Consider the following 26,955-nt stretch of genomic DNA (forward strand, 5'->3'; position numbering starts at 1 on the left):
CCTTCATGATCTCGTTGGTGCCGCCGTAGATCTTCTGCACGCGCGCCGAGGCGTACATACGGGCGATCGGGTACTCGGTCATGAAGCCGTAGCCGCCGAAGATCTGCAGGCTGCGGTCGATGATCTCGCACTGCTTGTCGGTGCAGTAGTACTTGGCCATGGACGCGGTGGCCGGGTCCAGCTGGCCCTGCAGATGCAGGCCGATGCAGTGGTCGAGCAGCGTGCGCGCGGCCAGCGTCTCGGTCTTGCACTCGGCCAGCTCGAAGCGCAGGTTCTGGAACTTGAGGATCGGCTTGCCGAACGCCTCGCGCTCCTTCGCGTAGTCGGTGGCCAGCTTCACGGCGGTCTCGGCGGCGGCCACGGCCGTCACGGCGATGATGAGCCGCTCCTGGCCCAGCTGCTGCATGAGCTGGATGAAGCCCTGGCTCTCGCCGTCCTCGCCGCCGAGGATGTTGGCGGCCGGCACCCGCATGTCGTTGAAGAACAGCTCCATCGTGTCCTGGTACTTCAGGCCGATCTTGTCGAGCTTGCGGCCGCGGTCGAAGCCCGGCAGGTCGGCGGTCTCGGCGACCAGCAGGGACAGGCCCTGGGCGCCCTCGCCGCCGGTGCGGGCGACGATGACCACCAGGTCGGCGTGCATGCCGTTGGAGATGAAGGTCTTGGAGCCGTTGACTACGAAATGGTCGCCGTCGCGGGTCGCGGTGGTGCGCAGCGCCTGCAGGTCCGACCCGGCGCCCGGCTCGGTCATGGCGATCGCGCCGACCATCTCGCCGCTGGCCATCTTGGGCAGCCAGCGCTGCTTCTGCTCCTCGGTGCCGTACTGGAGGATGTAGTGCGCCACGATCGTCGAGTGGACCGAGTTGCCCCAGCCGTCGTCCAGGGCGCGGGTCTGCTCCTCGGCGATCACGGCCTCGTGGGCGAACGATCCGCCGCCGCCCCCGTACTCCTCCGGGATCGAGATGCACAGCAGTCCCGCGTCGCCGGCCTTGGTCCAGAACTCACGGTCCACGAAGCCCTGCTCGGAGAACTTCTCGAGGTTGGGGGCGAGTTCCTTGGCCATGAACGCGCGGGTGTGGTCGCGGAGCGCGTCGAGGTCCTCGGTCATCCAGGGGGAGCTGATGGGTGCGGTGTCGAACATGGGGCGACTCCAGAAGGTGGGGGATCGGGGCCGTTGAGGCCATGACGCCATCACTATACAACTGCATGCCATGCAAGTGTATGGTTAGTTTCCGGCGGTGCCCTCGGTGCCGCAGAAATCTTGAGGAGGGAACGAGGTGCGATCCGTGGGAAGTGACGGGCCCGATCCGGCCGACGCCAGCGGACACGCCGTGGCCTCGGCGAGCCCGGTTCCCTCCGATCTCACCGCCCGTGAGCGGATCCTGCAGACCGCGCTGGAGCTGTACGCGCAGTTCGGCGAGGATCGCGTCTCGATGCGCCGCGTCTCCGGTGAGGTGGGGGTGACCATCGGGCTCATCCAGCACCATTTCGGCACCAAGGACGGGCTGCGCCGGGCTGTCGACGGGGTCGTAGTGGACCACGTGGTCGCAGCCCTGGCCACGGCGGATCATTCCGGATCGCCCGCGCAGGTCATCGCCGCGCGCGACGCCGCGGTCCGGCAGATGCTCGAGCGCAACCCGGTGATCGTCCAGTACCTCAACCGGGCACTGCTCGAGCCCGACGGGCGGGGCGCGCCGCTGCTCGAGGCCCTCGTCGAGCTCACCACCCGCGTGGTCGAGGGGCTGCGTACCGAGGGGCTCGCCTCGACGCGCACCTCGGACAAGGTCCAGGTCGTGCGCACCCTCATGGGGCAGGTGGGCGAGCTGTTCCTCGACCCGGTGGTCGCGGCCATCTGGGGTCAGATCGATGGCGACCCGGATCGCCGGCCGACGATCCGGATCACCGTCGAGGGCGCGTGAAGGCGCTCCGTTCGCGCCTCGCGGTGATCGGCCCGACAAATGTTGCGTCGTGCATACCGGGCGTCCTGCCGCTACGCTGTCGGGAGCGTAGACTCCGTCATTCTCGTCGGGGTAGGAAGGACACGCTCATGAGGTTCACTCGTCTGGCGCGGTTCGCGGCCGCGGCCCTGATGGCCGGCGCCACCGCGCTGGTCGCCCCCGCTGCGGCCCAGGCTGCCGTCCCGGTCAGCGGCGGTACGCCCATCCTCGTCGGGGGAGTGGCGGGCTGCACGCTCACCGCTGCGGGAACCGACGCCACCGGTGCGCCCGTGGCGTTCACGGCGGCGCACTGCAGCGACACCATCGATGCGCCGGTCCTGCTCCGCGACAACGAGAATGCAGGCGTGATCGGCACAATCGCCACCCGCAACGAGATCCTCGACTACTCGGTGATCCGTTTGAACCCGAACGTGGCCTTCCCGGTCGCCCAGCCGGGTGTCGCGGGCCGCGGCCCGGCGCCCGAGTTCGGCGACGTCGTGTGCAAGGACGGCCTGTCCACCGGCCACACCTGCGGCATCACGTGGCAGCGTGAGGGAGTCCGGTTCTGGAGCCAGGCGTGTGCCGGCTACGGCGACTCGGGCGGCCCCATCACCAAGGACGGCCGCCTTGTCGGTCTGCTCTCCGGCGGCCACATGCCCCCGGCGGCCGGCCCCGCGGGCAGCGTCGGCTCTGTCCTGCCGTCCTGCTTCCACCCGGTGCAGTCCCCGTTCTTCCTGCCCGCTTTGGGCTACTCGTTCGACGCGATCGTCGACGATGCCACGGCGCGGGGTTGGCCCGGCCGCGGCTTCCAGATGGCCTGACCTTCCGCGTCACCGGCCTGACGCCCGCGCGTCACGCGCGCTGGACCACACCGCCCCGGCACCTCCTCGCGAGGTGGCCGGGGCGGCGTCGTCTCGCGGGAGTCAGTAGGCGGTGACCTCGTGCGTCACGGGCAGGTGGGGCAGATCGGTGCCGACGGACAGCACCACCCGTCCCGGGCCGGTGTCGAGGTGGACCGAGCCGACCTCTGTCGGCGCGACGCCGACCGCCCCGGCCGCCCGCGCCTCCCAGTAGCCGCGGCGGTCGTTATCGACGTTGTGCCAGTGCACCTTGACGGTGGACCAGCACTGCTGTGGCGGGTTCCACGAGAGACCGAAGAAGTTCCCCGTCACCACCAGTCGGGTCTCGCCGGGCATCTTCTCGGCCACCACGGTGGAGGCGGTCACCCATCCGGCGCAGGCCGGGCCGTGCGCGACCGTCCAGAGCATGGGTGCGTCCGCATACTGGAACGCCTGCGCCGAGGCCGCGGGTGCGGTGATGACGCCGCCGGCCGCACCGGCGAGGGTTCCGCCGGCGACAAGGGTCGCCGCCGCGAGCGCGCTCGTCAGTCGACGGCGCGGAGTTGGTCGGGTGTCGTTCATGGCAGGATCGCCTCCCGGTTACGCGGCCGGATGTCCCCGGCCGATCAGGGCGGCCACCGGGCCCTCGAATCCACACCGTGCCGGGCCGTGGAGGCCACCCGGGCATCGTCCCACGTCGGGGCGGGTCACCGGAAGGGGTCGAAAGAACGCGCGGCGCGCGGCGGGTGCGGGTCGGCACGGCGCGCCGGGGTGTCGAGGTGGGTTTGTGGGGACGACGACGACAACGGCAACGCCCCCACGGATGAGTAATCCGTGGGGGCGTTGACGGTCAGTGCAGTGGCGGTGAGCCGATCACCTGAGCTCGGAGCTCGACAGGTCCAGGATGCGGCGGGCGATCACCAGCTGCTGGATCTGCTGCGTGCCCTCGAAGATGTCGAGGATCTTGGAGTCACGCGACCACTTCTCGAGGAAGCTGCGCTCGGAGTAACCGAGGGTGCCCGCGAGCTCCACGGCGCCGAGGGTGATGGCCGAGCCGGCGCGACCGGCCTTGGCCTTACACATCGACGCTTCCTTGGTGTTGGGCATCTTGTTGTCGGCCATCCACGCGGCGCGGAGCGTCAGCAGGTAGGCGGATTCCCAGTCGGCCTCGAGCTCGAGGTACTTGGCCACGGCTGCGGGCTGGCTGGTCGCGGGCTGGTCGTAGTTGATCTCCAGACCGGCCTCCTCGAGGAGGGTGCGGAGCTCCTCGAGCGCGGCGCGGGCGACACCCACGGCCATGCCGGCCACCAGCGGACGCGTGTTGTCGAACGTCTGCATGGCGCCCGCGAAGCCCTTGTCCACGCGGATCTCCGGATCGCCCAGGAGGTTCTCCTTGGGGATGCGGCAGTCGGTGAACGAGATCTGCGCGGTGTCGGAGGCGCGGATGCCGAGCTTGTGCTCGAGCCGGTCCACCGAGACGCCGGGATGATCACGGGGCACGACGAACGACTTGATGGCGGCGCGGCCCTGGCTCTTGTCGAGCGTGGCCCACACGACGATGTGGTCGGCGCGCTCGCCCGAGGTCACGAAGATCTTCGTGCCGTTGAGGACGTACTCGTCGCCGTCCAGGCGGGCGGTGGTCGAGACCGCCGCCGAGTCGGAACCGAAGTCCGGCTCGGTGATGGCCATCGAGGCCCACACGCGGCCGAAACGCTCCATCTGCTCGTCGCTGGCCACGGCGGCGATCGCCGAGTTGCCCAGGCCCTGACGGGGGATCGAGAGCGTGAGGCCGACGTCGCCCCAGCAGGTCTCGATGATGTTGAGCAGCGACTTCATATTGCCGCCGTTCTGGATGCCCTGGTACTTGGACTCCGTGCCGCGACCGGTGGTGGCACCGGAGGCCGCCTGACCGGCGTCCTCCATGGCCTCGATCATGGCCTTGAGCGTGTCCAGCTCGACCGGGTACTCGTGCTCGGCCAGGTCGTACTTGCGGGAGACCGGGCGGAAGATCTGCGTCGCGACCTGGCGGGCCTGGTTGGCGCCGACCTGCAGCCGCTTGGGGAGTTCGAGGTTGATCATGTTCAGAGGTCCTTTGATCCGAAGGAGGCGGGGTTGGTGAGGTCGGGGCGGATCACAGGACCACCACGCCCTCGGCAACGCCGACCGCACGGAGATCGCGGTACCAACGCTCGACCGGGTGCTCCTTGGTGAAGCCGTGGCCACCGAGCAGCTGCACGCCGTCGAGGCCGATCTTCATGCCCTTCTCGGCGGCCAGCTTGCGGGCCAGCGCGGCTTCGCGGGCGAACGACAGGCCCTGCTCGGCGCGGGCGGCACCCCGCCAGGTCACCAGCCGGAGCCCGTCGAGCTCGGTGGCGATGTCGGCGACCATGAACGCCACGGCCTGACGGTGGGCGATGGGCTCACCGAACGCCTGACGCTCCTTGACGTAGGGGATCACGTAGTCGAGCACCGCGTGCGAGGTGCCGACGGCCAGGGAGGCCCAGCCCAGACGTGCGAGACGGATGATGTCGGCGTAGGCCGAGGCGCGGTCGGCGGCCGAGAGGTCGGGGCCACCGAGGATCGCGTCGGCCGGGACCGAGACGTCGGTGAGGTTGAGGCGACCGAGGCCGGCGGCACGCAGGCCCATCGACGGGTCGGCCTCGACGACGAGGCCCTCGACGTCGGACTCCACCACGAAGAAGGTGGGCTTGCCCTCGAGGTTCGCGGCGATCACGAAGAGCTCGGCGCTCGCGGCGGTGGGCACCATCGACTTGACGCCGTTGAGCGTGAAGCCGCCCGCGGTGCGGGTGGCGGTGGTCTGCAGTGCGAACGGGTCGAACAGGATGCGGGGCTCGGTCACGACCACGGCCGCGGCCGGGACGGTCTCCGCGGCGAACGCGGGCAGGTACGACTTCTGCTGCGTGTCGGAACCATACTGGGTCAGCGTGGTGGCCACCCCGGACGGCGCGAGGATCGGCAGGGCCAGACCCATGTCGCCGTACCCGAGCGCCTCGGCGACCAGCGAGTTGGTCACGACCCCGCGCTCGGAGGCGATGCCCTCGAACTCCTCGGGCACGTTGAGCATGGTCGCGCCGATCTCGGCGGAACGCTCGAGCAGCGAGGCGGGGGCCTCGGCGGCGTGGTCGGCGTCGTGAGCGGCCGGACGGATGACCTCGGTGGCGAAATCGCGCACCGTCTCCGAGATCATCTTCTGCTCGTCGTCCAGGGTCAGGTCGAACGCGTCCGAGCGGGTCTCCGCATCGGCGTCCGGCAGGCGTTTGGGCGCGCCGCCGCCGGAGACCTTCTTGAACGACTTGGTCGCGGCACCCAGGGTCTTGAAGCCGGTCTTGGTGGCCTCGTAGGTGACTCGGTCGACCTTTTGCCGGAGGCCGAAACGCTCCGCGAACTCCGACCCTGTGATGGTCGTGAGCGCACGCATGGCGGCGCCGATCGCGTCGATCTTGGTCGGGTTCAGACCCGGTGTGGAGTTCTCACCGCGCCCGGCCGTGGACGGGGTCGTGGGGTTCTTGTTCATCATCACCAGCTGTTCTCGTGACGGAATGGACGGTGTGGTCGAGAGGCATCTTACTCATGAGTAAGTTCCAAACGCCAGACTTCCCTCTTTGACAGCCCATCCCGCAGGCCGAGCGCAACTACCCGTCGCGGATCAGTGCCGCTGACTGCGAGCTGATCGCCGACCGCATCACTGCCGGCTGGGCCCGCGGAGAATCGGTGGATCATTCCTACGCGGCCTCGAGGCCGCGCACGACTACCTGACCGGCTACGTGCACTGGTACAACCACGAACACCGGCACTCCGGGATCGCCCTGTTCTCACCCGCCCAGGTCGGCGACGGCTCCTGGGAGCAGACGTGGAAGACCCGCGACCAGGCGCTGCAGAACTACTACCTACGCCACCGAGAACGCTTCCACGAGCGACCTAGAACGCCGGCACCGGCAGACCTCGTCGGAATCAATCTCCCCAAAGAAAAACAGCCCACAAACTAAACCAACTGACTCACAACAGGTTGACAGAGAGCGCTTATCCACAAACCCGTGACAAAAAGTTGAAAAACGCGTGGTCAGCCGCGTAGCAGCGACACGGCCTGCTCGACCGCGCCGGGCCTACCGGCCACAAACCAGTCGTATCCGTTGACCTCGACGGTGGCGCAGGTGCCGCCGGCGCCCTCGACGAGAGCGCGCCCGGGGAGCCAGTCCCACTCGGGGCAGGAGTGCTGGGCCCAGACGGTGTGGACGCCACTGGCGACGGAGGCCAGATCGACCGATCCGGAGCCGAGCATGCGGATCGTGGCCGCGCCGCGGCTGACCCGGTAGAAGGGGTCGGCGAGGTCGGGGTCGGAGAAGAACGGCGGGTGGAGGTAGGTGGCGAGGCTGCCCGCCGCGAGGTCTCCGGGCGTCAGAGGGGTGACGGGCACGCCGTTGCGGCGCGTGGGGATGTCGGAGCCGCCGACGAACGTGTCCCCCGTGACTGGACGGTGGACCGCGCCCAGCAGATAGTCGTCCGGGCCGGTGAGTGCGACCGCCGAGCACCAGTAGTCGGAGCCGTTGACGAAGTTGTAGGTGCCGTCGACGGGGTCCACGACCCAGCGCCGTTCGTGCTCGCCGGCGACGAGGGTGCCCTCCTCGCCGAGGACGCCGTCGGCGGGGCGGTGCCGGGCGAGGAGGTCGGTGATGTAGCGCTCGGCGGCGTTGTCCGCCTGGGTGACGACGTCGGAGATGGAGGTCTTGTGGTGGACGTCGAGGCCGTCCTCGCGTAGGCGACGGGCGAGCGTTCCGGCGTCGACGACGAGGCGGGCCGCCAGATCGACGTCGGTCATCGCCGCGGTGGACGTTCCGGTGGTCTGACGGGGCGGGCGGGTGTCGATGGCCATGAGCTACCTCCGCGTGGGGCCGGGCCGGCCCGCCGAGGTGGAGTCCGTAGCGGGCCTGTGGGCCTGACGCTACCCCCGGTGGGCGAAGCTCGGACGTGGGGCGGGTCACGGGCGGGAGACGGGTATGCGAACGCGAGAAGACGCACGGGCCGCGTAGAGTTGGATACTGTGCATCCTGACGTCTCTGCTGATATCGCCGCCCTCGACGCCACTCTGACCACTGTCGAGAAGGTTCTCGACATCGAGGAGCTCGCCCGCCGGGTCGATGAGCTCGAGCAGATGGCCGCCGACCCGGACCTGTGGAATGACCAGGACCGGGCCCAGAAGGTCACCAGTGAGCTGTCCTATGTCCAGGCCGATCTGCGTCGCTGCCGGGATCTGCGCCAGCGTCTCGACGATCTGCCGCTGATGTACGAGTTGGCGGACGAGGCCCAGGCGGAGGGTGACTCGTCGGCCGTCGAGGAGGCGGATTCCGAACGCGTCTCCCTGCGTGAGGACGTCGAGGCCATGGAGGTCAAGACGATGCTCAGTGGCGAGTACGACCAGCGTGAGGCCGTGGTCAACATCCGTGCCGGCGCCGGTGGCATCGATGCCGCGGATTTTGCCGAGATGCTGATGCGTATGTACATCCGCTGGGCCGAGAAGGCCGGCCACAAGGTCGAGGTGTACGACACCTCGTACGCGGAGGAAGCGGGTATCAAGTCCGCGACCTTCGTCGTCCGGGACCCCTATATGTACGGAACGCTGTCGGTCGAGCAGGGCACGCACCGGCTCGTGCGGATCTCGCCGTTCGACAACCAGGGCCGCCGCCAGACCTCGTTCGCCGAGGTCGAGGTGCTGCCCGTGGTGGAGGCGGTCGACTCGATCGACGTCCCGGAGAACGACGTCCGGGTGGACGTCTACCGCTCGTCGGGCCCCGGCGGACAGTCGGTCAACACCACCGACTCCGCGGTCCGCCTCACGCACATCCCCACGGGGATCGTGGTGACCTGTCAGAACGAGAAGTCGCAGCTGCAGAACAAGGTCGCGGCCATGAAGGTGCTGCAGGCCAAGCTGCTCGAGCGCAAGCGGCAGGAGGAGCGCGCCGCGATGGACGCGCTCGGCGCCGGCGGCAACGCCTCGTGGGGCAACCAGATGCGCTCCTACGTCCTGCACCCGTACCAGATGGTCAAGGACCTGCGTACCGAGTACGAGGTCAACAATCCGTCCACCGTGCTCGACGGTGACATCGGTGGCTTCATCGAGGCCGGCATCCGATGGCGGATGAGAGAGGGAGCAGACGCGGAGTGACGCTGCACACCGACTTCAGTGGGATTCTGAAGTGGCTCAGTAACCAGGGACTGGAGGTCGTCCTCTTCATCCTGGGAGCTGCCCTGCTCACGCGGGCGATCGGCAAGATCGGGCGGATGTGGCTCGCGCGGATCGACGCCGAGAACGCCGACAAGGAAATGTGGTCGGAACGTTCCAAGCACATGCATTCGCTGGTGCAGGTGCTGAGCTATGTCGCCGTGGGCATCCTGTACGTCGTCGTGGGGATCCAGATCCTGCTGCGGTTCGGTGTCAACCTCGTCACCCTGGTGGCCCCGGCCACCGTCCTGGGCGCGGCGCTGGGCTTCGGTGCCCAGCGGATCGTCCAGGACTTCCTCGCCGGCTTCTTCGCACTGGCCGAGAAACAGTACGGCTACGGCGACATCGTGGAGTTGACCACCTCTACCGGCACGGCCGCCGGCACCGTCGAAGACGTCACGCTACGCGTCACCCGCCTGCGAACCCTCGACGGTGAAGCGGTCATCGTGCCGAACGGCCAGATCGTCACCGCCGTCAACCAGTCCCAGGATTGGGCGCGCGCGATCATCGACGTGCCCGTGCCCAACACCGCGGACATGGATCAGGCGCAGCACATCCTCACCGAGATCTGCGGCGAGATCGTCGACGACGAATACGTGGGCGTGTACATCCTCGACGAGCCCAGCGTCATGGGCGTGCAGTCCATCAAGCTCGAGCAGACCATCGTCCGACTGCTGGCCCGCACCAAGCCGGGCATGCAGTGGGAGGTGGGTCGCCGCATGCGCGCGGTGATCCTGCGCCGGTTCCGTCAGGAGGGCATCGTCCTGGAGCCCGAGGCGATGACCGCGATTCGCGCCGGCATGGTCCGCACCGACGACGGTGAGGAGGCTCAGTGATGGCCGAGAAGCCGGACCGCGACACCCCGCGCGAGGAGTCGACGGACGAGGTCCCGCCGGGCGCGGAATCGACGGGCGAGGCCTCGACGGGGGAGAAGCCCCACCGGAGGCTGCCCACCTGGCTGGCGCTGGTGATCGAGTTCTTCACGATGTCGCGCACGACGTTGATCCTGCTCATCGTGTTCCTCCTCACGGCGGCGCTCTACGGCGTCGTGCGCCAGGACCCGGTCGTGGCGATCAACACCCCGCCCCGTCCGGACACGACCCAGTCCGAGACCACCGACACCGACCGCACCGACACCGACCGCACCGACACCGACGCCACGACCTCCGGTGATGCGACCGATGAGACCGCCGCGCCCACCAGTGACGCGGATCCGACCGGCACCGATACGCCGGAGACCTCGGTCCCCGCGGACCAGAGATCCGTTGACCAGCCAGATGTGACGACGGGAACGCAGCCGACGCAGACGACGGGGCCGCAACGTGGCCCGCAGGGGCAGCAGACCACCCAGAATCAGCAGACCCAGCAAACTCAGCAGCCGCAGCTGACGCAGTAGGCGCAGCAGATGCAGCAGGCGCAGGTGGCGTGATGCGGGAGTGATGGCCGACGACGGCCCGCCGGCGAGCGAAGGAGTCGGAGACGGTCCGGCGCAGATGATCGCGACCGGGGCGGCGGGACGACGTCGTCGTCGTACCGATTTTTTCTTCCGCGGGGAGAAGATTCAGCCTCGGGGAGTGGCATGTGACGGAAGTGGCGCTAGGCTACGCGTGTGATCAGTGCTTCCAATGTGACCAAGTCGTACGCGTCCTCGGCGCGCCCGGCTCTGTCAGACGTGAGCGTGAAGGTCGACAAGGGCGAGTTCGCGTTCCTCATCGGTGCCTCCGGCTCGGGCAAATCCACGTTCCTGCGGCTGCTGCTGCGGGAGGACAAGCCGGACTCCGGTTCCCTCACCGTGGCCGGGCACGACCTCATGCGGATGAAGGCCTCCGCGGTGCCGACGCTGCGGCGCTCGCTCGGCGTCGTATTCCAGGACTTCCGACTGCTGCAGGGCAAGACCGTCGCCGAGAACGTGGCGTTCGCGCTGCAGGTCATCGGCAAAACCGGCAAGGACATCAACAAGGTCGTGCCCGAGACACTCGACATGGTGGGGCTCGGCACCAAGGCGAACCGGCGGCCGCACGAGCTGTCCGGCGGTGAGCAGCAGCGCGTCGCGATCGCCCGCGCCTTCGTCAACCGGCCGCTGCTGCTGCTCGCGGACGAGCCGACCGGCAACCTGGACCCCGAGACCAGCGAGGAGATCATGCTCCTGCTCGACCGGATCAACCGGATGGGGACCACGGTTCTCATGGCCACCCACGACCGACACATCGTGGACCGCTCGCGGCGGCGCGTCGTGGAGCTCGTCGACGGTGAGGTCGTGCGCGACGACGCCCGCGGAACCTACGGAGTTGATCGCTGATGGCCGCCGCGAAGTTCATCACCTCCGAGGTCCTCCAGGGACTCCGGCGGAACCTGTCCATGACCCTGGCCATGATCATCACCACCGCGGTGGCGCTGGGGATGCTCGGCGCCGGAGTGCTGGTCGTCATGACCGCCTCGGCCAGTCAGGCCAAGTACGACTACCTCAACGAGTTTCGCGTCTACGTGGACCGGTCGATCTCGGCCGAGGACCCCGACTGCGAGGCGGACTGCGCCGCGATACGCACCGAGCTCGAGTCCACGGGCGGTGTCGCCTCGGTGGAGTACAAGAACCCGGATGAGACGTACGCCGAGTTCGTCGAGCTGTTCTCATCCACCGACCCGGTCCTGGTCGAATCGACCTCTCCCGACGCGCTCGGCTCCCGGTTCACTTTGACGCTCACCGATCCCACGCAGGCCGAGGCCGTGGCCGCGGATCTGGCGGAGGTCGAGGGGATCGAGGTCGTCCAGGGGCAGGGTGAACTGGTCGGGCGGGTCTTCTCGATCCTCGACGGGATCCGCAACGCGGCCTTCACGATCGCCGTGGTGCAGCTGGTGGCCACCGTCCTGCTGATCGCGAACATGACCCAGATCGCCGCGTTCACCCGCCGGGAGGCGCTGGGGATCATGCGGCTGGTCGGTGCGAGCAGGTTGTACACTGAGCTGCCGTTCATTCTCGAGGCCGTGGTCGCCGCGCTGATCGGTTCGGCGCTGGCCGTGGGCGGACTGCTCGGGGCGAAGAGCGTCTTCCTCGACCGGGTGCTCGCGGAGGCCTACCGGGCCAACCTGATCGAACGCATCACCACCGCGGACATTCTCACCCTCGCCCCGGTCCTGGTGGTGGCCGGCGCGGTGGTCTCGGCGCTGACCGCCTGGGTGACGCTGCGGTTGTCCGTGCGGCACTGACGCGGGGCGGGCCGGCGGACTCGGGGCCGGTGGGCTTGGGGCCGGTGGGCTGGTGCGGCGACTGGCAGGTCGTGCGGCGGCTGATTAAGACCGTCGGTCGCGCCTGATCTACACTGTGGGGTCTGCCCGACCACGGTGACGAGGAGGTGAACCGGCGTGGCCAAGAAGAACAAGAAGAAGGGCGCGTCGTCCCTCGGCACCGACGGAAGCGTTGTCGCGAGCAATCGCAAGGCCAGGCACGAGTACCAGATTCTCGACACCTACGAGGCCGGCATCGCGCTGGTGGGGACCGAGATCAAGAGCATGCGCGAGGGCAAAGCCTCGCTCGTCGACGCCTTCGCGACGGTCGACGACGGCGAGGTATGGCTGCGCGGACTCCACATCCCCGAGTACTCACACGGGAGCTGGACCAATCACGCGCCCAAGCGGGCTCGCAAACTGTTGCTCCACCGCCGTGAGATCGATTCGCTCGTCGGTAAGGTCCGCGACGGCAACGCCACCCTGGTCCCGCTCTCGCTGTACTTCGTCGGCGGACGGGTGAAGGTCGAACTGGCCGTCGCACGCGGTAAGCAGGCGCACGACAAGCGGCAGGATCTCGCCAAGCGCACCGCGGAACGTGAAGCGGTTCGCGAATTGGGTAGAAAGATCAAGGGCATGCGGGGATGATGCCGGTCGCGCTGGCCTCGACGTCAGCGGTTGCCTACGGGATCAGCGACTATCTCGGCGGCGTTGCCTCCCGGAGGGCTCGGGCGCTCAGAGTCGTGAGCATCTCCTATCCGGTCTCGATCGTGCTCGTGGCACTCGCCGCCGTCGTGGCCGGGGGATCCCCGACCGTGGCTGGTTTCGGTTGGGGCCTGGCGTCGGGAATCGCCTCCGGCATCGCGGTCTGGACCTTCTACGTGGCCATGGCCCGGGGGCCGATGAGTGTCATATCGCCGATCACGGCGATCCTCGCCGCGGCCGGGCCGCTGGCCTTCGGGCTCGCGGCGGGGGAGCAGCCGGGATCCACGGCGCTGACCGGGATGGCAATCGCTCTCGTGGCCACCGTGTTGGCCTCCATGGAGGACGAGAAGGGGACCTCGGTCCAGCACGGCCGACTGACCCGGAACCTGCTGATCCTGTCGGTGGTGTCCGGGCTGGCGTTCGCGGCGTTTTTCATCCTTCTCGGGCAGGTGCCGGCTGGGCAGGGCCTGTGGCCCGTGGCCGCCTCCAGGGTCGGGGCGACGGTCATCCTGATCACCGCCGCCCTCGCTGCCAGGGAATCGTTCCGATTCTCGCGACGTCTCGTGGCGATCGGCGTGGTGATCGCGGTCTTTGATGTGCTCGCCAACGGCGCGTTCTACTTTGCGGCCCAGGCGGGCATGCTCTCCCTGGTCAGCGTTATTGCAGCCCTGTATCCGGTGTTCACGGTCGCACTGGCCGTCACCCACGGCGGCGAACGGCTGCGGCCGGTCCAGATGGTGGGGCTGGCGCTCGCGGCCGTCGCCATCGTGCTCCTCGCGCTGGCCTGATGCCTCCCGGCCGGATCGATAGTCGGGCGCCGAACGTCTGCCGTCGGGCACTCGGTGGCGGCGTTGCTCCGGCTGGTCATTAGAAGGAGATGAGAATCACTCTGGCTTTGCCGGTACTTGCGCGGTATGGTCAAAGGTCCGCTGGCGAGAGCCGGCGGACCCTGAGGGGCTGATGTGGTTTCGACTACGTGAGTTGACGCAGGGGAAGCGTGCCGGTGCAGGCCAGAGACCACCGTAAGCGTCGTGGCAACCAATTACGCGCCGATACCAATCAGCGCGACTACGCCCTCGCTGCCTGATAGCGAGCCCGTAGTCTGTCGGCCCGGGGTCGCCCTCGCCCCGGTCACCGGCATCATCTAGAGGGATCACCGGCTCACCCGGTCACGGGGTGGGTCGGGACATCACACAGTGACTGGGATCGTCATCACCAACACGTCCGCATGAGGGTGAGATCCGAGTAGAGACCATCGCGGACTGCGCACGGAGAAGCCCTGCCGAAGCTGCGGAGGACCCGGGTTCAATTCCCGGCAGCTCCACAATCGGGCCACACCCCCGGTCGATCACCGACCGGGGGTGTGGTGCATTTCAACGGCGCTGGCGGATGCGAGGGATAGTGCGTCACTTGCTCGCCGACGGCTTCCCGCAACGAGGGCATCGGCGAAATCCTCGGGGCAATCGATTGGTGACGCTGCCGCGAACTTATAAACAGCTGATATGTCATCGATTCAGTGGTAGTTTGCGCTTCCCGTACCAGCGGAAAGCGTGGGCTGCGACCGCTGTTCGGTAACCTCTCGATAGTGCTGACTGCCGCGAGCGGTCGCGAATCTCCCAGTAGAGAAAGGTCCACCCACACGTGAACGCCAAGCCGAACAAGAACACCAAGGTGCTCCAGACCAAGAAGAACAACGGGATGCTCATCACGGTCATCGCGCTCATTGCGGTGGCCGTCCTGGTTCTCGGCGGAGTCATCTGGATGGCACAGCGGGGGAGCGAGGCCAATCCCATCACCTTCGGTGAGACCCAGGATGAACTGATCGAGATCAACGACGCCGGCGTGATCGTGGTCGGTGAAGCGGATGCCCCGACAGTTCAGATCTGGGAGGACTTCAACTGCCCGGGGTGTGGGGCGTTCGAGGGGCAGAACGGCGAGCAGATCGCCACCGCGGTCGAAGCCGGCGACCTGCGGGTCGAGTACCACAACCTGGACTTCCAGAACCAGGGCTCGACTTCGGGCGAGTACTCCACCCGGGCCATCGCAGCGATTCAGTGTGTTGCAGCGAAGGACTCGCTGCCCGTCTTCTTCGACGTGAAGAACTCGTTCTACGCCAACCAGCCCGCCGGTGGCGCAGGCGATCTCTCCGCAGATGAACTCGCAGGCTTGGCCGAGGACGCGGGTGCCAACGCGGACACCGTCGAGTGCATCGGCAACGTCGAGACCAACGGAGGCATGGACAAGGCTGCCGATTCGGCCGAAAACGCGCAGCGCAGCATCCGTGAGGCGACCGGCCAGGTGTCGACCCCGACCGTCGTTTTCGAGGGCGAGACCGTCGACACGGGCAATCCCGCCTGGCTCAATGGCATCATCGCCTGATTCATCGAAAGCCGTCGTCAGGACAGTTTAGTCGGTCACCCGGCCCCGCCTTCTTGTGCGGGGCCGGGCCCGATTTGGAGACCGCCGGAGTCGTCGTGTAACTTAAGTCAGGCCGGTCACGGAGAGGTGAACGGCAGAACAAACCAAATACGGGGCTATGGCGCAGCTGGTAGCGCACCACACTGGCAGTGTGGGGGTCAGGGGTTCGAGTCCCCTTAGCTCCACTTTCAACTGAAGGAGTCCGGCCTGGGGCCGGGCTCCTTCAGTCATTTCACGTGCACCAGATCTCCGACGGGTCAACGTTTCCGGCATTTGGACGCCTGTCTTGCCGAAAGGGTGGCCAGGTCCAGACGGCGATGAATTGTCGCTGCCCGACAGTCTGAAACTGGTTGCGGCGCGGCTGCCGGCTCCACTGATTGTGCTCGACTTCGGTGTGGACGCCGACGGATATTTGGTGGCCGTGTGTTCCAGGGAGCAGGCCAAGAAAATTAAGGCAATCGCAGATGGCGTCGAGATGAATCCACGGATCATCGACGGTGAGGGTGTCGACCCGGATGCGGTGTATGCCACCGTTGCCGGCCGACTGTCCGGAGTCCTGGACCTGGAGCAGAGGATCTCGGCGCGGATCTCTGAAGGAATGGCCAGCCGTGAGTTCACGGTCGAGGCGAGTGGAACGTGGGTCCGCCCACTGGACCTTCCGCGCACGAAGCTTCGGGTATGGCTGTCCACAAGACAGTTGAATTCGACGGCCGTTCGGGTGCGTCTGCACGTCGGCGTGGGAGTCGAACGGGCCGTCCTCCGGCCGCACATTCCCGACGACGTCGCGGCCGGATGGTTGGATGATGATCGCGAGCCTCGTGATGCACCGGTGCGTCCGTTCCTGGATCCGGACTATCTCCACCCGTCGTATAGCCATGAACAGAGCCCAGCGTACTTCGGACTCATTGCGACGGAGGATAACTGGGAATCGGGCGTCGACGAGTATGTCTTCGAGACGATCGATCGCTACCTTCCGCCCATCCTCGCGGCGTTGACAACGGCGGACGGTCTCCCGGCAAGGGCTCCGCGGGGCCCCACCTCGGAAATGTGAGCATGCAGCATCTCATGCGGACGTCAGTATTGATTCTCGCTGTTATGGGCCGTTCCGACCTCGTAGAGACGGCTTTGGATGAGTACAAAGCGAAGCCGCTACTCCCTCGGAACGAAACCCCAGAGCGATTCGAGCGCTTCGTCGAATGGCTCCGCATGGTCCCGCAGGACACCTGGGAGGAACTTCGGCGCTGATGACATTCCGCCTGTTTCGAAGTGGCAAACCTGTGATGCGATCGGCCGTACGGTGACCACATGAACGGGATCACGCAGTCAACGGCTGCCCTCGACGCTCTCGTGGAGCGCGGTGAAGTGACTGGTTATGTCGCCGGGGTACGCGATCGAAGCGCCTCGGCGGGTGCCAATGCAGGTGCGGTGGCGGGCGGCAGCCGCGCCGACGCAGGTGTGCGCGTGGTCTCGGGTGGGGCGGTGTCTGTCGACGGCGCGTCGATGACGCCAGAGTCTGTCTTCCCGCTCTCGTCCAACTCCAAGCCGATCGGTGGCGTGCTCGCGATGGCGCTCGTCGAGAGGGGCATGCTGGAACTCGACGAGCCGGTCGACCAGCACCTACCGGAACTCGCCTCGCTCCGGGTGCTCTGCCGCCCGGATGGGCCTCTCGACGAGACGGTTTCCGCGGATCGGCCGATCACCCTCCGTCATCTCCTCACCATGACAGCAGGCTTCGGATGGGTGGACGCGAACCCGGCGCTGGGCGAGGCGATGGCCGAGCGGGACGTCGGCCCCGGGCCGTACGCGCCGCCGCTCGAGCCGGGGGAGTACCTGCGCCGGCTCGCGGAATTACCGCTCGCCACGCAGCCCGGCGAGGGCTGGTGGTACCACACCTGTAGTGACGTTCTCGGCGTCCTGCTCGCCCGGGCCACGGGCCGAACGCTGTCCGACCTGCTGGAGGAGTTCGTCACGGGTCCGCTGGGCCTGGCCGATACCGGCTTCACCGCCGCCGCGGATCGGATGCCCACCTCGTACGGCTCCGATCCGGACGGAAGCCTGCGACCCCTCGATACCGTCGACAGGTTTGCCGGGCCGCCGGTGTTCGAGTCGCTGGCCTGCGGACTGGTCTCGACGGTCGGCGACTACCTGACATTCCTCGAGATGCTCGTCGACGGCGGGCCGGTTCTCACCGAGGCAAGTGCACAGATGGTGACCGCCGACCACCTCACCGATCCGCAGCGGCGGACCGCGCAGGGCGTGATCGAACCCGGCGCCGGATACGGCTTCCAGGTCGAGGTGCGCCCCGGCGGGCTCGTGGGGTGGGCCGGTGGACTGGGCACGATCGGCTATGTCGATCGGAGCACGGGCCGATCGGCCGCGGTCTTCACCACGCAGTCCCTCGAACTACCGGGAGCGATGGAGGCCCTGAATCAGGTGTGGGGTCTGGTCGCCGAGTAACGGTGGTGATCGACCACCGGGGCCTGGCGGGTCACCGCCACCAGGTGTCGAGCGGCGACGCCGGCATGGCGCGCTTGTGTCGTGATGTGAGGAAGAGACGCTCGATCCGTTCCGCGGCCTCGGCGGGGACGCCTTCGCGGCCCTCGAGGTAGTCGTCGATGTGCGCGTAGGGGACGCCGAGCGCCTCCTCGTCGGGCAGGCCGGGGCGGTCGTCCTCGAGGTCGGCGGTGGGGACCTTGCGCCAGGTCGAGTCCGGGGCGCCGAGGTGCTGCAGCAGGGCCGCGCCCTGGCGCTTGGACAGTCCGGTCAGGGGGGTCAGGTCTACGCCACCGTCGCCGTACTTGGTGTAGAAGCCCGTGACCGCTTCCGCGGCATGATCTGTCCCGACGACGACGAGGCCCAGCTGCCCGGCGATTGCGTACTGCGCGATCATACGTTCACGAGCTTTGACGTTGCCGCGGACAAAATCGCGCAGCGGGCCGTCATGGCCGGGCAACGCTGACAGGGCGGTGGCCGCAGCGGCCGAGGAGGCGTCGGAGGCGGCCTTGACGTCGACGGTCACGCACTCGTCGGGCTGGATGAACTCGAGAGCGGTCTGGGCGTCGGCCTCGTCGGCCTGGACGCCGTAGGGCAGCCGCATCGCCACGAAACGGGCATCGGGCATGCCCTCGGTGCGCAGGCGCTCGGCGGCGAGCTGGCACAGTCGTCCCGCGAGAGTGGAGTCCTGGCCGCCGCTGATGCCCAACACGAAGCCTGTGGCGGGGGTCGAGCGCAGGTAGTCCATGAGGAAGGCCACCCGGGCCGCGACCTCGTCCGCCGGGTCGACCTCCGGGCGGACCCCGAGTTCGGAGATGATCTCGTCACGCAACGTGCTCGTGGTCGGTGTTCCGGTGGGGGAGGAGTCCATGGATTCAGCATATGCGCAGGGGCCGATCACTCCGTTTGGAGTTCTGCTAGGCCCGTCCGTTACTATGGACCAGTTGTGTGTCGTGCATCCGGCCCCCGGGCCGGACGTGTCGCACAGTTCAATTCCAGTCGTGTCGGTGGCCATCGCGGCCGCCCCGAGAGCCTAAGGAGCGCCAGATGAAGGTCCGCAAGTCCCTTCGGTCGCTGAAGAACAAGCCGGGCGCCCAGGTTGTCCGTCGTCGCGGCAAGGTCTACGTGATCAACCGCAAGGACCCCCGGTTCAAGGCCCGCCAGGGCTGATTCAGTGTCCGCGTGAATTCTCACGCACCCGTCCAGGGCCCGTCACCGGTTCGCCGGCGACGGGCCCTTGTCGTCGTCGTCCCCTTGTTTTTGTCTTTTTCCCCCGCCGCACGGTGACACATCGCGCGGTGGCCCCGTCACCTCTCCTCCGACCGGAAGAGGTGGCGGGGCCGAGTCGTATCCCATCCCGTTCCATCCCGTTCCGTCCCGACTTTTTGCCACGGATCCGGCTCCGGGAGGGGCGGGCGAGGCGGCGCGTGGCGCGCGGTCGAGCCGTGCTCGACGACGACGCGCGGGGGTGTTCGCGAGGGGGTCCGACGGAGGCGAAAAGTGGGGAACCTGTGGATGAAATGGGGACGAGTTGTGAGGGCGTTGTGGGCGCTTTGGGAACTTGTTGTGGGTTGCCGGATCGGGGTTTCGCGGGCGGCTTCGGGGTGCAAGCATGGACGAGTGCACCCGCCGGGAGGGCCCCGGCGCCGCGAGACTCCACTCGGAGCCGGAGGCGTCCCAATAGGCGGGATTACGACCTGGGAATTCCAGGGATGTAAGACCAAAATGTTGTGGTCGGTTGACCTTCTAGCCACTAGGGGTAGTGTCTAGAGGCGTTGCGGCACCGAGGAATGCCAACCATGTGATTCGGGGCCATGACCACCAACAGACACAACGACGATCCGCCGTTCGGGCCATAAGCGCCGGACCGGGTCGCCACCACGAGAAGAGCCCCCCTCGCGCCGGAAGGCGCCCGCGATCGAAAGAGGTCCTGAACACTCATGGTCACCGTCTACACCAAGCCCGCCTGCGTCCAGTGCAACGCCACCTACAAGGCGCTCGAGAAGCACGGCATCGAGTACGAGCTCGTCGACATCTCCGTCGACGACGAGGCACGGGAGTACGTCATGGCGCTGGGTTACCTCCAGGCGCCTGTCGTGGTGACGGGATCCGACCACTGGTCCGGCTTCCGCCCGGATCGCATCAAGGCCCTCGCCTCGGTCGCGGCCTGAGACGCCTCCGCCGGAGGACCCGGCGGACCGGCAGGCCCGGCGGTCGGAGACGTCCGGCCGGGCCGCAATACACAGCAACACCAGAGTTCATGTGACTAGGGGGCAGCCATGGCGGCTCCGATGCCGGCCGAGGAGCCGGTGAGGATCGTCTACTTCTCCAACGTGTCCGAGTACACGAAGAAATTCGTCGACCGGCTGGGTCTTCCCGCAGTTCGGATACCGGTGCGCAAGACCGAACCCATGCCGGTCGTGTCAGACCCTTATGTTCTGATCGTCCCGACGTACGGGGGGAGCCTCGAGATCACCGGGCGGAGTGGGGCCGCGGTCCCGCGCCAGGTGGTCGCGTTTCTCAACGACGCGCACAACAGAAGTCTCTGCCGAGGCGTCATCGCCGGCGGCAACACCAACTTCGGAGTCGACTTCGGTCGCTCCGGCGACGTGATCGCGAAAAAGCTGGAGATCCCGTATCTCTACCGGTTCGAGTTGATGGGCACACACGAGGACGTCATCCGCGTCCGAGAAGGATTGGAAGAGTTTTGGCAGCACCAACAATGACCCCCGAGAGCACCGGCACCATGGCGACCGAGGGGCAGCGTCTGGATTACCACGCGCTCAACGCCATGCTCAACCTGTACGACGCGGACGGCAATATCCAGTTCGAGAAGGATCACCAGGCCGCCCGCGAGTACTTCCTCCAGCACGTCAACCAGAACACCGTCTTCTTCCACAATCTGGACGAGAAGCTCGACTACCTGGTGGAGAAGGACTACTACGAGCGGGAGGTGCTCGACCAGTACACGCGCAACTTCGTGCGCGACCTGTTCGACTACGCCTACGCCAAGAAGTTCCGCTTCCAGACCTTCCTCGGCGCGTTCAAGTACTACACCTCGTACACGCTCAAGACGTTCGACGGGAAGCGTTACCTCGAACGCTACGAGGACCGCGTCTGCATGGTGGCCCTCACCCTGGCCGCCGGTGACGAGGTGCTGGCCCGGCATCTCGTCGACGAGGTCATCGACGGACGCTTCCAGCCCGCCACCCCCACGTTCCTCAACTCCGGCAAGAAGCAGCGCGGCGAGCCCGTGTCCTGCTTCCTGCTGCGGATGGAGGACAACATGGAGTCCATCGGCCGCGGCATCAACTCCGCGCTGCAGCTGTCCAAGCGCGGTGGCGGCGTGGCCCTGCTCCTGTCGAACCTGCGCGAGTACGGCGCGCCCATCAAGCACATCGAGAACCAGTCCTCGGGCGTCATCCCCGTGATGAAGCTTCTCGAGGATTCGTTCTCCTACGCCAACCAGCTCGGCGCGCGCCAGGGTGCCGGTGCGGTGTACCTGCACGCCCACCACCCGGACATCTACAAGTTCCTCGACACCAAGCGCGAGAACGCGGACGAGAAGATCCGCATCAAGACGCTGTCGCTGGGCGTCGTGATCCCGGACATCACGTTCGAGCTGGCCAAGCGCAACGACGACATGTACCTGTTCTCGCCGTACGACGTCGAGCGCATCTACGGCAAGCCGTTCGCGGACGTCAACGTCACCGAGCACTACCACGAGATGGTGGAAGACAGCCGCATCAAGAAGACCAAGATCAACGCGCGGCAGTTCTTCCAGACCGTCGCCGAGCTGCAGTTCGAGTCCGGCTACCCGTACATCATGTACGAGGACACCGTGAACCGGGCCAACCCGATCGCTGGCCGGATCACGCACTCCAACCTGTGCTCGGAGATCCTGCAGGTCTCCACGCCGTCGACGTACAACGACGACCTGACCTACGCGCACGTGGGCAAGGACATCTCCTGCAACCTCGGTTCGCTCAACATCGCCAAGGCCATGGATTCGCCGGATTTTGGTCGGACCATCGAGACCGCGATCCGCGGCCTGACCGCCGTGTCGGACCAGACCTCGATCGACTCAGTCCCGTCGATTGAGCGCGGCAACTCCGAGTCCCACGCCATCGGCCTCGGCCAGATGAACCTCCACGGCTACCTGGCCCGTGAGCGGATCTACTACGGGTCCGAAGAGGGTGTCGACTTCACGAACATCTACTTCTACACCGTGCTGTTCCACGCACTGCGGGCGTCGAACGCCATCGCGCGGGAGCGGGGCAACTGGTTCGCCGGCTTCCCGGATTCGAAGTACGCCTCCGGCGAGTTCTTCGACAAGTACACCGACCAGGTGTGGGAGCCGGCCACCGACAAGGTGCGGCAGCTGTTCGCAGACTCCGAGGTCGCCATCCCGACCCAGGACGACTGGCGTGAGCTCAAGGCCGACGTGCAGAAGTACGGCATCTACAACCAGAACCTGCAGGCCGTGCCGCCCACCGGCTCGATTAGCTACATCAACAACTCGACCGCGTCGATCCACCCGGTGGCCTCGAAGATCGAGATCCGTAAGGAGGGCAAGATCGGGCGCGTCTACTACCCGGCGCCCTACCTGACCAACGACAACCTGGACTACTACCAAGACGCATACGAGATCGGCTACGAGAAGATCATCGACACGTACGCGGCCGCCACCCAGCATGTCGACCAGGGCCTGTCGCTGACCTTGTTCTTCAAGGACACCGCAGATACCCGCGAGGTCAACCGCGCCCAGATCTACGCGTGGCGCAAGGGCATCAAGACCCTGTACTACATCCGGGTCCGCCAGCTCGCACTCGAGGGAACAGAAGTCGAGGGCTGCGTTTCGTGCATGCTCTGAGTGGACCCCGCACCGAGGAGTTCACGGTCGAGGGGGTGGACGGGAATCGTCTCGCCGCCTACCTCGATCTCCCTGCGGCGGAACCGGTGGCGCTCGCGCTGTTCGCCCACTGCTTCACCGGGTCGGCGGCGCTCCCGTCGGCGACCCGGATCGCGGACACCCTCGTGGCGGCCGGGATCGCCGTGGTGAGATTCGACTTCGCCGGCCTGGGGGAGTCCGAGGGGGACTTCGCGGACTCCACCTTCACCTCTGACTGCATGAACCTCGTGCGGGTGGCCACCGCCGTCAGCGAGTCCCACCGTCCGCCAGACCTGCTCATCGGGCATTCGCTCGGTGGGGCGGCGGTCCTGGCGGCGGCGTCCCGGATCCGGTCGGTCCGCGCGGTGGCCACCATCGGTGCCCCGTACGACCCGCACCACGTGACCCACCTGTTCGACGACGCTCTTGAACAGATCCGGTCCGAGGGGCAGGCCGAGGTCAAGCTCGGTCCCCGGACCATGACGGTGGGCCGCGACCTCGTCGAGGATCTCGCATCGGTGGATCAGCGCGCGGCGATCGCCGAGTTGTCCGTTCCGATTCTGGTGATGCACTCACCCGAGGACGCGACCGTGGACATTCACAACGCGCAGTCCATCTACCGGGATGCCGGCATGCCGAAGTCGTTCCTCGCGCTCGACGGCGCCGACCACCTGCTCCTTAGGTCAGGCCACGCCGCACGCGCTGCCGCTTTGGTGGCAGTGTGGGCGGAGAAGTATCTGGACGGCTCCGCCCGGCCGGACCTGATCAGTCCCGGCCCCGGACCTGCCGGATGAGCCGCGCTGCCCAGAAATACTGCGCGACGAATCGTCCGCCCTCTTACCGCTTTCCGCCGTACATCGCTATACCGCACCGCCCCGAAGAATGGACACTCCCATGACCGCAGAAATCCACGCCCCGGGTTCACACAGCCCCGCCGCAGGCATCCAGCCCAAGCTCGTCGACCGTGTTTCCGCGATCAACTGGAATCGCATCCCCGACGAGGTGGACGATCAGGTGTGGGGTCGCCTGACGACCAACTTCTGGCTGCCCGAGAAGGTGCCGGTCTCCAATGACATGCCGTCATGGGAGACCCTGACCGAGTACGAGCAGACGCTGACCACGCGAGTGTTCGCCGGCCTCACGCTCCTGGACACCCTGCAGGGCACGGTCGGAGCGGTCAGCATGATCCCCGACGCGTCGACCCCGCATGAGGAAGCGGTGCTCACCAACATCGCGTTCATGGAGTCGGTCCACGCCAAGAGCTACTCCACGATCTTCTCCACGCTCTGCTCCACCCCGCAGGTCGATGACGCCTTCCGGTGGGCGGAGGAGAACCCGTACCTCCAGAAGAAGGCAAAGATCGTGCTCGGCTACTACGCCGGAGACGATCCGCTCAAGCGCAAGATCGCCTCGGTGATGCTCGAGTCCTTCATGTTCTACTCGGGCTTCTACCTGCCCATGCGGTGGTCCTCGCGAGCCAAGCTCACCAACACCGCCGACATGATCCGGTTGATCATCCGCGATGAGGCGGTGCACGGCTACTACATCGGGTACAAGTACCAGCGCGCCCTCGAGCAGGTCGATCAGGCCACACGTGACGAACTCAAGGACTACACCTTCGAGTTGCTGTTCGAGCTGTACGACAACGAGGCGGACTACACCGAGGATCTGTACGACCCGGTCGGGTGGACCGAGGACGTCAAGAAGTTCCTCCGCTACAACGGCAATAAGACCCTGATGAACCTGGGATACGAGCCGATGTTCCCGAAGGACGAGACGGACGTCGACCCGGCGATCCTTGCAGCACTGAGCCCCAACGCTGACGAGAATCACGACTTCTTCTCCGGCTCCGGAAGCTCGTACGTCATGGGCAAGGCCGTCGCCACCGAAGACGAGGACTGGGACTTCTAACACCCATCCGAAACGCTGGGGCCCGGGTCCGTGGAACACCACGGACCCGGCCTTTTCGCGCGCGACTCATCTGCGCCGACGCACATGCAAGGATTACGGGCATGATGACACGCGCGGGGAATCCCGACCGAACCGGGGGACGGATTCGTCGGGAACGAGACCTGCTTGCCGAGGTACACCTGTCCACGGAAGAGGGCATCTACGGACTGATCCTGGTGGCCGGACTCGTTGCCGTCGCCGGAACCGCCGGACTGTCGTCGATCAGAACGCTGGTGTTCGTGCTCGTCACCGTGGCCGTGTTCTGGGTAGCGCACGTGTACTCGGGGACCGTGGCCGCGCACAGCAGTCACCAGGGACTGACCCTGCGAATGGCGCTTCGGATGGCCAGGAAGCGGTCCCGGGGCCTTCTCGCTGCCGTGGTGCCCCCGGCCATCCCCCTGGTTCTAGCGGCGATGGGAGTAATCGACGGCTTGCTGGCCGATTGGATCGCGATGTGGACGATCGTCGCCGTACTCGCCCTGCTCGGCTTCCTGACCTACCGTCGACGCTCCGCTCCACTGGGCATGTGCATCGCGGCCGCGATCTCCACGGCCGCGTTGGGCTTCGTCATCATCGTGGCCAAAGCCCTGCTCCACCACTAGCCGTCGGGCGCGATCCCGTTGATCGACTTGCGGATGTCTTCGAGTACCGCACGTGCGGCGACCGGACCCGATCCCTCCCACACCGCGCGGTCGACCACGAAAATCCGCTTGGCCCCCACGGCGTCTAGGTCGGTCCATCGATCGGAGGCGAAGATCTCTCGCGCAGCGTCCGCCTCGGAGGGGCCGCCCCCGACCACGGCGAAGATCACGTCGCCGTCCAGCTCATCGCCAAGAGCAGGTGACTCGGGTAGGGGAGGGATGCGCTCTCCGTCGCGGGTGCGTTGCGCCGGGGGCCGGCCGGCCTCCACCGATTCCAGTAACAGTGAGCCGAGCGTGTCCGGGTCCTGGACCTGCGCGCCCCCGGATCGTGAGACCGATACCAGTGAGACCCACGAATCAGAGGGAGTGGCGGCGGCAATCGTCATGCGCGACCGCTCGATGACGTCCAGCAAAATGTCGCCGCCCGCGCGGGGACGGCCATATGCGTCGGAGATCAGCTCGGTTGCTTCAGTCCATTCCAGCGTGTCGGCGTCGTACACGACCGTTGGTGCGACACTGGTCAGTGCCTCGACCAGCTCGTCCTCCAGATCCTCGGTGCCGGCCAGCACGATCAGATCCGGATTGAGCTCCCGAGAGGCCGTCGCTACCTCCGACGGACTCGGAGCAGACAGGTTCACCTCGGGGAGCTCCGTCAACGGGCCGGGAAGGTAGACATCTGCGTCCCATGGCAGCCCCGAGGTGCCCACCATCAACTGTTGGAGCCCCAGTGCGCAGGCGACATCTACCGCACCCACTCCGAGAGCGAGGATCCGTTCCGGTGCGCGCGGGACCTCAACCGTCTCGGACCCCGGGCCGATGGAGGGCACCTCACGGTCCCCGGTACCGGTGAACTCCGCCGGGGCGGGCTCCTCGGCACAGGAATCCTCCGGCTCGGCCGATCGCTGCAACTCTTCGCCGGCCATGCGCGACGGCGTCGTCGTCACCGGATGTTCGACCATGTCCACAGGCGAGGGACCACAGGCGGAGAGCGCCAGGCCGAGCGTCAGAGGGACGGCGAGGCCGACCGCGAGTCGTCCGTACCCCCGCCCGGGGTGACGGTGGAGTGGTGGCACGGAGTCGGTCATGGGGATACAGCCTAGGAGATGAAGTGGTGGAGTCCGTTGCACCGGAGGTCAGATGCAGGTCGGTTGCGAGCCGGAGGCCGGGGGAGTGCACCTTTCGGGTCACCGTCGATGTGCCGCATGACCACCTAAGACGAGTTCGGCGGGGTGGGTGGTCCTTGTTCTCAGGAGGGGGTTAGGATTGCGGTCACGCACTATTCCTATGCGTTCGACGTGGGGTCGGTGGTTCGACCCGCGACGTCGGGTGAGGCGTTCAGGAGGACCCTTATGACCGCAGTGGCCCCCAAGCCGGTCCACGAACTCGATCACCCACCGGGTGAGCCCACGGGTGAGGCCCGTAAGGGTTCGTTCGTGTGGAAGATGTTGACGACGACCGACCACAAGATGCTCGGCATCATGTACATCGTCTCCTGCTTCATCTTCTTCTTCATCGGCGGCCTCATGGCGCTGCTGATCCGTGCCGAGCTGTTCTTCCCCGGCATGCAGTTCCTGTCGAACGAGCAGTTCAACCAGCTGTTCACCATGCACGGCACGGTGATGCT

At 66.8% G+C, this 26,955-nt stretch carries 28 protein-coding genes, 1 tRNA gene and 1 other RNA gene; 23 read left to right on the forward strand and 7 right to left on the reverse strand.

Annotated features, from left to right (window positions below):
* The coding region (locus G6016_RS08115; protein ID WP_182632161.1) for an acyl-CoA dehydrogenase family protein at positions 1-1,138 on the reverse strand (1,138 nt) is incomplete at its 3' end.
* A gap of 190 nt (positions 1,139-1,328) precedes the next feature.
* On the opposite strand from G6016_RS08115, the gene G6016_RS08120 reads away from it, so the two are divergent.
* Together G6016_RS08120 and G6016_RS08125 are read left to right on the forward strand one after the other, a co-directional pair.
* Positions 1,329-1,916, forward strand: coding sequence for a TetR family transcriptional regulator (locus tag G6016_RS08120; protein ID WP_182632184.1), 588 nt, complete (start codon positions 1,329-1,331; stop codon positions 1,914-1,916).
* Positions 1,917-2,044: 128 nt separating this feature from the next.
* Positions 2,045-2,755 (forward strand): chymotrypsin family serine protease, encoded by a 711-nt coding sequence (locus tag G6016_RS08125; protein ID WP_182632162.1) that lies wholly within the window; start codon positions 2,045-2,047, stop codon positions 2,753-2,755.
* Between the two features lie 102 nt (positions 2,756-2,857).
* On the opposite strand, the gene G6016_RS08130 is transcribed toward G6016_RS08125, so the two are convergent.
* The 3 genes from G6016_RS08130 to G6016_RS08140 all read right to left on the reverse strand — a co-directional run bounded on the left by G6016_RS08130 (position 2,858) and on the right by G6016_RS08140 (position 6,311).
* The gene (locus tag G6016_RS08130; protein ID WP_182632163.1) at positions 2,858-3,355 is read right to left on the reverse strand and encodes a hypothetical protein; all 498 of its coding nucleotides are present in this window, start codon (positions 3,353-3,355) and stop codon (positions 2,858-2,860) included.
* Positions 3,356-3,646: 291 nt separating this feature from the next.
* Entirely contained in the window at positions 3,647-4,852 is a 1,206-nt protein-coding gene (locus G6016_RS08135) for an acyl-CoA dehydrogenase family protein (RefSeq protein WP_182632164.1), read from the reverse strand.
* Between the two features lie 52 nt (positions 4,853-4,904).
* Positions 4,905-6,311: an acyl-CoA dehydrogenase family protein gene (locus G6016_RS08140; protein WP_182632165.1), complete on the reverse strand. Its 1,407-nt coding sequence runs from the start codon at positions 6,309-6,311 to the stop codon at positions 4,905-4,907.
* Positions 6,312-6,558: 247 nt separating this feature from the next.
* Here G6016_RS08140 and G6016_RS08145 point away from each other — a divergent pair, with 247 nt between their 5' ends.
* Positions 6,559-6,780 carry a hypothetical protein gene (locus G6016_RS08145; RefSeq protein WP_182632166.1) on the forward strand — a complete coding sequence of 74 codons (222 nt, stop codon included), beginning with the start codon at positions 6,559-6,561 and terminating at the stop codon, positions 6,778-6,780.
* Positions 6,781-6,854: 74 nt separating this feature from the next.
* On the opposite strand, the gene G6016_RS08150 is transcribed toward G6016_RS08145, so the two are convergent.
* Complete coding sequence (locus G6016_RS08150) at positions 6,855-7,664, reverse strand: inositol monophosphatase family protein (RefSeq protein ID WP_182632167.1); 810 nt, start codon at positions 7,662-7,664, stop codon at positions 6,855-6,857.
* A 168-nt stretch (positions 7,665-7,832) separates the two neighbouring features.
* Between G6016_RS08150 and prfB the strand changes: the two genes are divergently transcribed.
* The 12 genes from prfB (at position 7,833) to G6016_RS08210 (ending at position 17,813) form a co-directional block, all read left to right on the forward strand.
* A complete protein-coding gene (prfB, locus tag G6016_RS08155) occupies positions 7,833-8,954 on the forward strand; it encodes a peptide chain release factor 2 (RefSeq protein ID WP_182632168.1) in 1,122 nt (373 codons plus the stop codon).
* Complete coding sequence (locus G6016_RS08160) at positions 8,951-9,847, forward strand: mechanosensitive ion channel domain-containing protein (RefSeq protein ID WP_182632169.1); 897 nt, start codon at positions 8,951-8,953, stop codon at positions 9,845-9,847. Before prfB ends, G6016_RS08160 begins: the two co-directional genes overlap by 4 nt.
* On the forward strand, positions 9,847-10,407 hold the full coding sequence (locus G6016_RS08165) for a hypothetical protein (protein ID WP_182632170.1): 561 nt from the start codon (positions 9,847-9,849) through the stop codon (positions 10,405-10,407). Before G6016_RS08160 ends, G6016_RS08165 begins: the two co-directional genes overlap by 1 nt.
* Before the next feature lie 213 nt (positions 10,408-10,620).
* Complete coding sequence (gene ftsE, locus G6016_RS08170; protein ID WP_182632171.1) at positions 10,621-11,310, forward strand: cell division ATP-binding protein FtsE; 690 nt, start codon at positions 10,621-10,623, stop codon at positions 11,308-11,310.
* Positions 11,310-12,215, forward strand: coding sequence for a permease-like cell division protein FtsX (ftsX, locus tag G6016_RS08175; RefSeq protein ID WP_182632172.1), 906 nt, complete (start codon positions 11,310-11,312; stop codon positions 12,213-12,215). The genes ftsE and ftsX overlap by 1 nt, the downstream gene beginning before the upstream one ends.
* A 156-nt stretch (positions 12,216-12,371) precedes the next feature.
* Positions 12,372-12,881, forward strand: a complete 510-nt coding sequence (gene smpB / locus G6016_RS08180; protein ID WP_182632173.1) for an SsrA-binding protein SmpB — start codon at positions 12,372-12,374, stop codon at positions 12,879-12,881.
* A gap of 95 nt (positions 12,882-12,976) precedes the next feature.
* Complete coding sequence (locus G6016_RS08185; protein ID WP_338403551.1) at positions 12,977-13,726, forward strand: EamA family transporter; 750 nt, start codon at positions 12,977-12,979, stop codon at positions 13,724-13,726.
* A gap of 165 nt (positions 13,727-13,891) precedes the next feature.
* Positions 13,892-14,265: a transfer-messenger RNA gene (ssrA, locus tag G6016_RS08190) on the forward strand.
* 314 nt (positions 14,266-14,579) lie between these two features.
* The gene (locus G6016_RS08195) at positions 14,580-15,317 is read left to right on the forward strand and encodes a DsbA family protein (RefSeq protein ID WP_338403552.1); all 738 of its coding nucleotides are present in this window, start codon (positions 14,580-14,582) and stop codon (positions 15,315-15,317) included.
* A gap of 151 nt (positions 15,318-15,468) precedes the next feature.
* Positions 15,469-15,541, forward strand: a tRNA-Ala gene (locus G6016_RS08200).
* Between the two features lie 137 nt (positions 15,542-15,678).
* A complete protein-coding gene (locus G6016_RS08205) occupies positions 15,679-16,407 on the forward strand; it encodes a hypothetical protein (protein WP_182632175.1) in 729 nt (242 codons plus the stop codon).
* A gap of 254 nt (positions 16,408-16,661) precedes the next feature.
* Entirely contained in the window at positions 16,662-17,813 is a 1,152-nt protein-coding gene (locus tag G6016_RS08210) for a serine hydrolase domain-containing protein (protein WP_182632176.1), read from the forward strand.
* A 31-nt stretch (positions 17,814-17,844) separates the two neighbouring features.
* Here the strand turns inward: G6016_RS08210 and nadE are convergent, their stop codons facing one another.
* On the reverse strand, positions 17,845-18,720 hold the full coding sequence (nadE, locus tag G6016_RS08215) for an NAD(+) synthase (protein WP_182632177.1): 876 nt from the start codon (positions 18,718-18,720) through the stop codon (positions 17,845-17,847).
* Between the two features lie 176 nt (positions 18,721-18,896).
* Between nadE and ykgO the strand changes: the two genes are divergently transcribed.
* The 7 genes from ykgO to G6016_RS08250 all read left to right on the forward strand — a co-directional run bounded on the left by ykgO (position 18,897) and on the right by G6016_RS08250 (position 25,292).
* Positions 18,897-19,019 carry a type B 50S ribosomal protein L36 gene (gene ykgO, locus G6016_RS08220; RefSeq protein ID WP_010541956.1) on the forward strand — a complete coding sequence of 41 codons (123 nt, stop codon included), beginning with the start codon at positions 18,897-18,899 and terminating at the stop codon, positions 19,017-19,019.
* Between the two features lie 770 nt (positions 19,020-19,789).
* Positions 19,790-20,020, forward strand: coding sequence for a redoxin NrdH (locus tag G6016_RS08225; RefSeq protein ID WP_182632178.1), 231 nt, complete (start codon positions 19,790-19,792; stop codon positions 20,018-20,020).
* A gap of 108 nt (positions 20,021-20,128) precedes the next feature.
* Complete coding sequence (nrdI, locus tag G6016_RS08230) at positions 20,129-20,575, forward strand: class Ib ribonucleoside-diphosphate reductase assembly flavoprotein NrdI (RefSeq protein ID WP_182632179.1); 447 nt, start codon at positions 20,129-20,131, stop codon at positions 20,573-20,575.
* Positions 20,572-22,722, forward strand: a complete 2,151-nt coding sequence (nrdE, locus tag G6016_RS08235) for a class 1b ribonucleoside-diphosphate reductase subunit alpha (RefSeq protein WP_182632186.1) — start codon at positions 20,572-20,574, stop codon at positions 22,720-22,722. The genes nrdI and nrdE overlap by 4 nt, the downstream gene beginning before the upstream one ends.
* Positions 22,710-23,534, forward strand: a complete 825-nt coding sequence (locus G6016_RS08240) for an alpha/beta fold hydrolase (protein WP_182632180.1) — start codon at positions 22,710-22,712, stop codon at positions 23,532-23,534. Before nrdE ends, G6016_RS08240 begins: the two co-directional genes overlap by 13 nt.
* Positions 23,535-23,634: 100 nt before the next feature.
* The gene (nrdF, locus tag G6016_RS08245; RefSeq protein ID WP_182632181.1) at positions 23,635-24,651 is read left to right on the forward strand and encodes a class 1b ribonucleoside-diphosphate reductase subunit beta; all 1,017 of its coding nucleotides are present in this window, start codon (positions 23,635-23,637) and stop codon (positions 24,649-24,651) included.
* A 101-nt stretch (positions 24,652-24,752) separates the two neighbouring features.
* A complete protein-coding gene (locus tag G6016_RS08250; RefSeq protein WP_182632182.1) occupies positions 24,753-25,292 on the forward strand; it encodes a hypothetical protein in 540 nt (179 codons plus the stop codon).
* On the opposite strand, the gene G6016_RS08255 is transcribed toward G6016_RS08250, so the two are convergent.
* Positions 25,289-26,416, reverse strand: coding sequence for a TroA family protein (locus G6016_RS08255; RefSeq protein WP_241729961.1), 1,128 nt, complete (start codon positions 26,414-26,416; stop codon positions 25,289-25,291). The two genes, G6016_RS08250 and G6016_RS08255, sit on opposite strands and share 4 nt — an antisense overlap.
* 264 nt (positions 26,417-26,680) lie before the next feature.
* Here G6016_RS08255 and G6016_RS08260 point away from each other — a divergent pair.
* Positions 26,681-26,955, forward strand: a 275-nt coding sequence (locus G6016_RS08260; protein ID WP_182632183.1) for a cbb3-type cytochrome c oxidase subunit I, incomplete at its 3' end; no start/stop codon positions are given.

The organism is Dietzia aerolata (assembly GCF_014144865.1).
Taxonomy (GTDB): Bacteria; Actinomycetota; Actinomycetes; order Mycobacteriales; family Mycobacteriaceae; genus Dietzia; species Dietzia aerolata.

Coding starts and splice junctions, on each gene's coding strand:
- G6016_RS08125 (WP_182632162.1), top strand. CDS start 2,045: ATGAGGTTCACTCGTCTGGCGCGGTTCGCGGCCGCGGCCCTGATGGCC.
- G6016_RS08130 (WP_182632163.1), bottom strand. CDS start 3,355: ATGAACGACACCCGACCAACTCCGCGCCGTCGACTGACGAGCGCGCTC.
- G6016_RS08135 (WP_182632164.1), bottom strand. CDS start 4,852: ATGATCAACCTCGAACTCCCCAAGCGGCTGCAGGTCGGCGCCAACCAG.
- G6016_RS08140 (WP_182632165.1), bottom strand. CDS start 6,311: ATGATGAACAAGAACCCCACGACCCCGTCCACGGCCGGGCGCGGTGAG.
- G6016_RS08150 (WP_182632167.1), bottom strand. CDS start 7,664: ATGGCCATCGACACCCGCCCGCCCCGTCAGACCACCGGAACGTCCACC.
- G6016_RS08165 (WP_182632170.1), top strand. CDS start 9,847: ATGGCCGAGAAGCCGGACCGCGACACCCCGCGCGAGGAGTCGACGGAC.
- ftsX (WP_182632172.1), top strand. CDS start 11,310: ATGGCCGCCGCGAAGTTCATCACCTCCGAGGTCCTCCAGGGACTCCGG.
- G6016_RS08210 (WP_182632176.1), top strand. CDS start 16,662: ATGAACGGGATCACGCAGTCAACGGCTGCCCTCGACGCTCTCGTGGAG.
- nadE (WP_182632177.1), bottom strand. CDS start 18,720: ATGGACTCCTCCCCCACCGGAACACCGACCACGAGCACGTTGCGTGAC.
- ykgO (WP_010541956.1), top strand. CDS start 18,897: ATGAAGGTCCGCAAGTCCCTTCGGTCGCTGAAGAACAAGCCGGGCGCC.
- G6016_RS08225 (WP_182632178.1), top strand. CDS start 19,790: ATGGTCACCGTCTACACCAAGCCCGCCTGCGTCCAGTGCAACGCCACC.
- nrdI (WP_182632179.1), top strand. CDS start 20,129: ATGGCGGCTCCGATGCCGGCCGAGGAGCCGGTGAGGATCGTCTACTTC.
- nrdE (WP_182632186.1), top strand. CDS start 20,572: ATGACCCCCGAGAGCACCGGCACCATGGCGACCGAGGGGCAGCGTCTG.
- nrdF (WP_182632181.1), top strand. CDS start 23,635: ATGACCGCAGAAATCCACGCCCCGGGTTCACACAGCCCCGCCGCAGGC.
- G6016_RS08250 (WP_182632182.1), top strand. CDS start 24,753: ATGATGACACGCGCGGGGAATCCCGACCGAACCGGGGGACGGATTCGT.
- G6016_RS08255 (WP_241729961.1), bottom strand. CDS start 26,416: ATGACCGACTCCGTGCCACCACTCCACCGTCACCCCGGGCGGGGGTAC.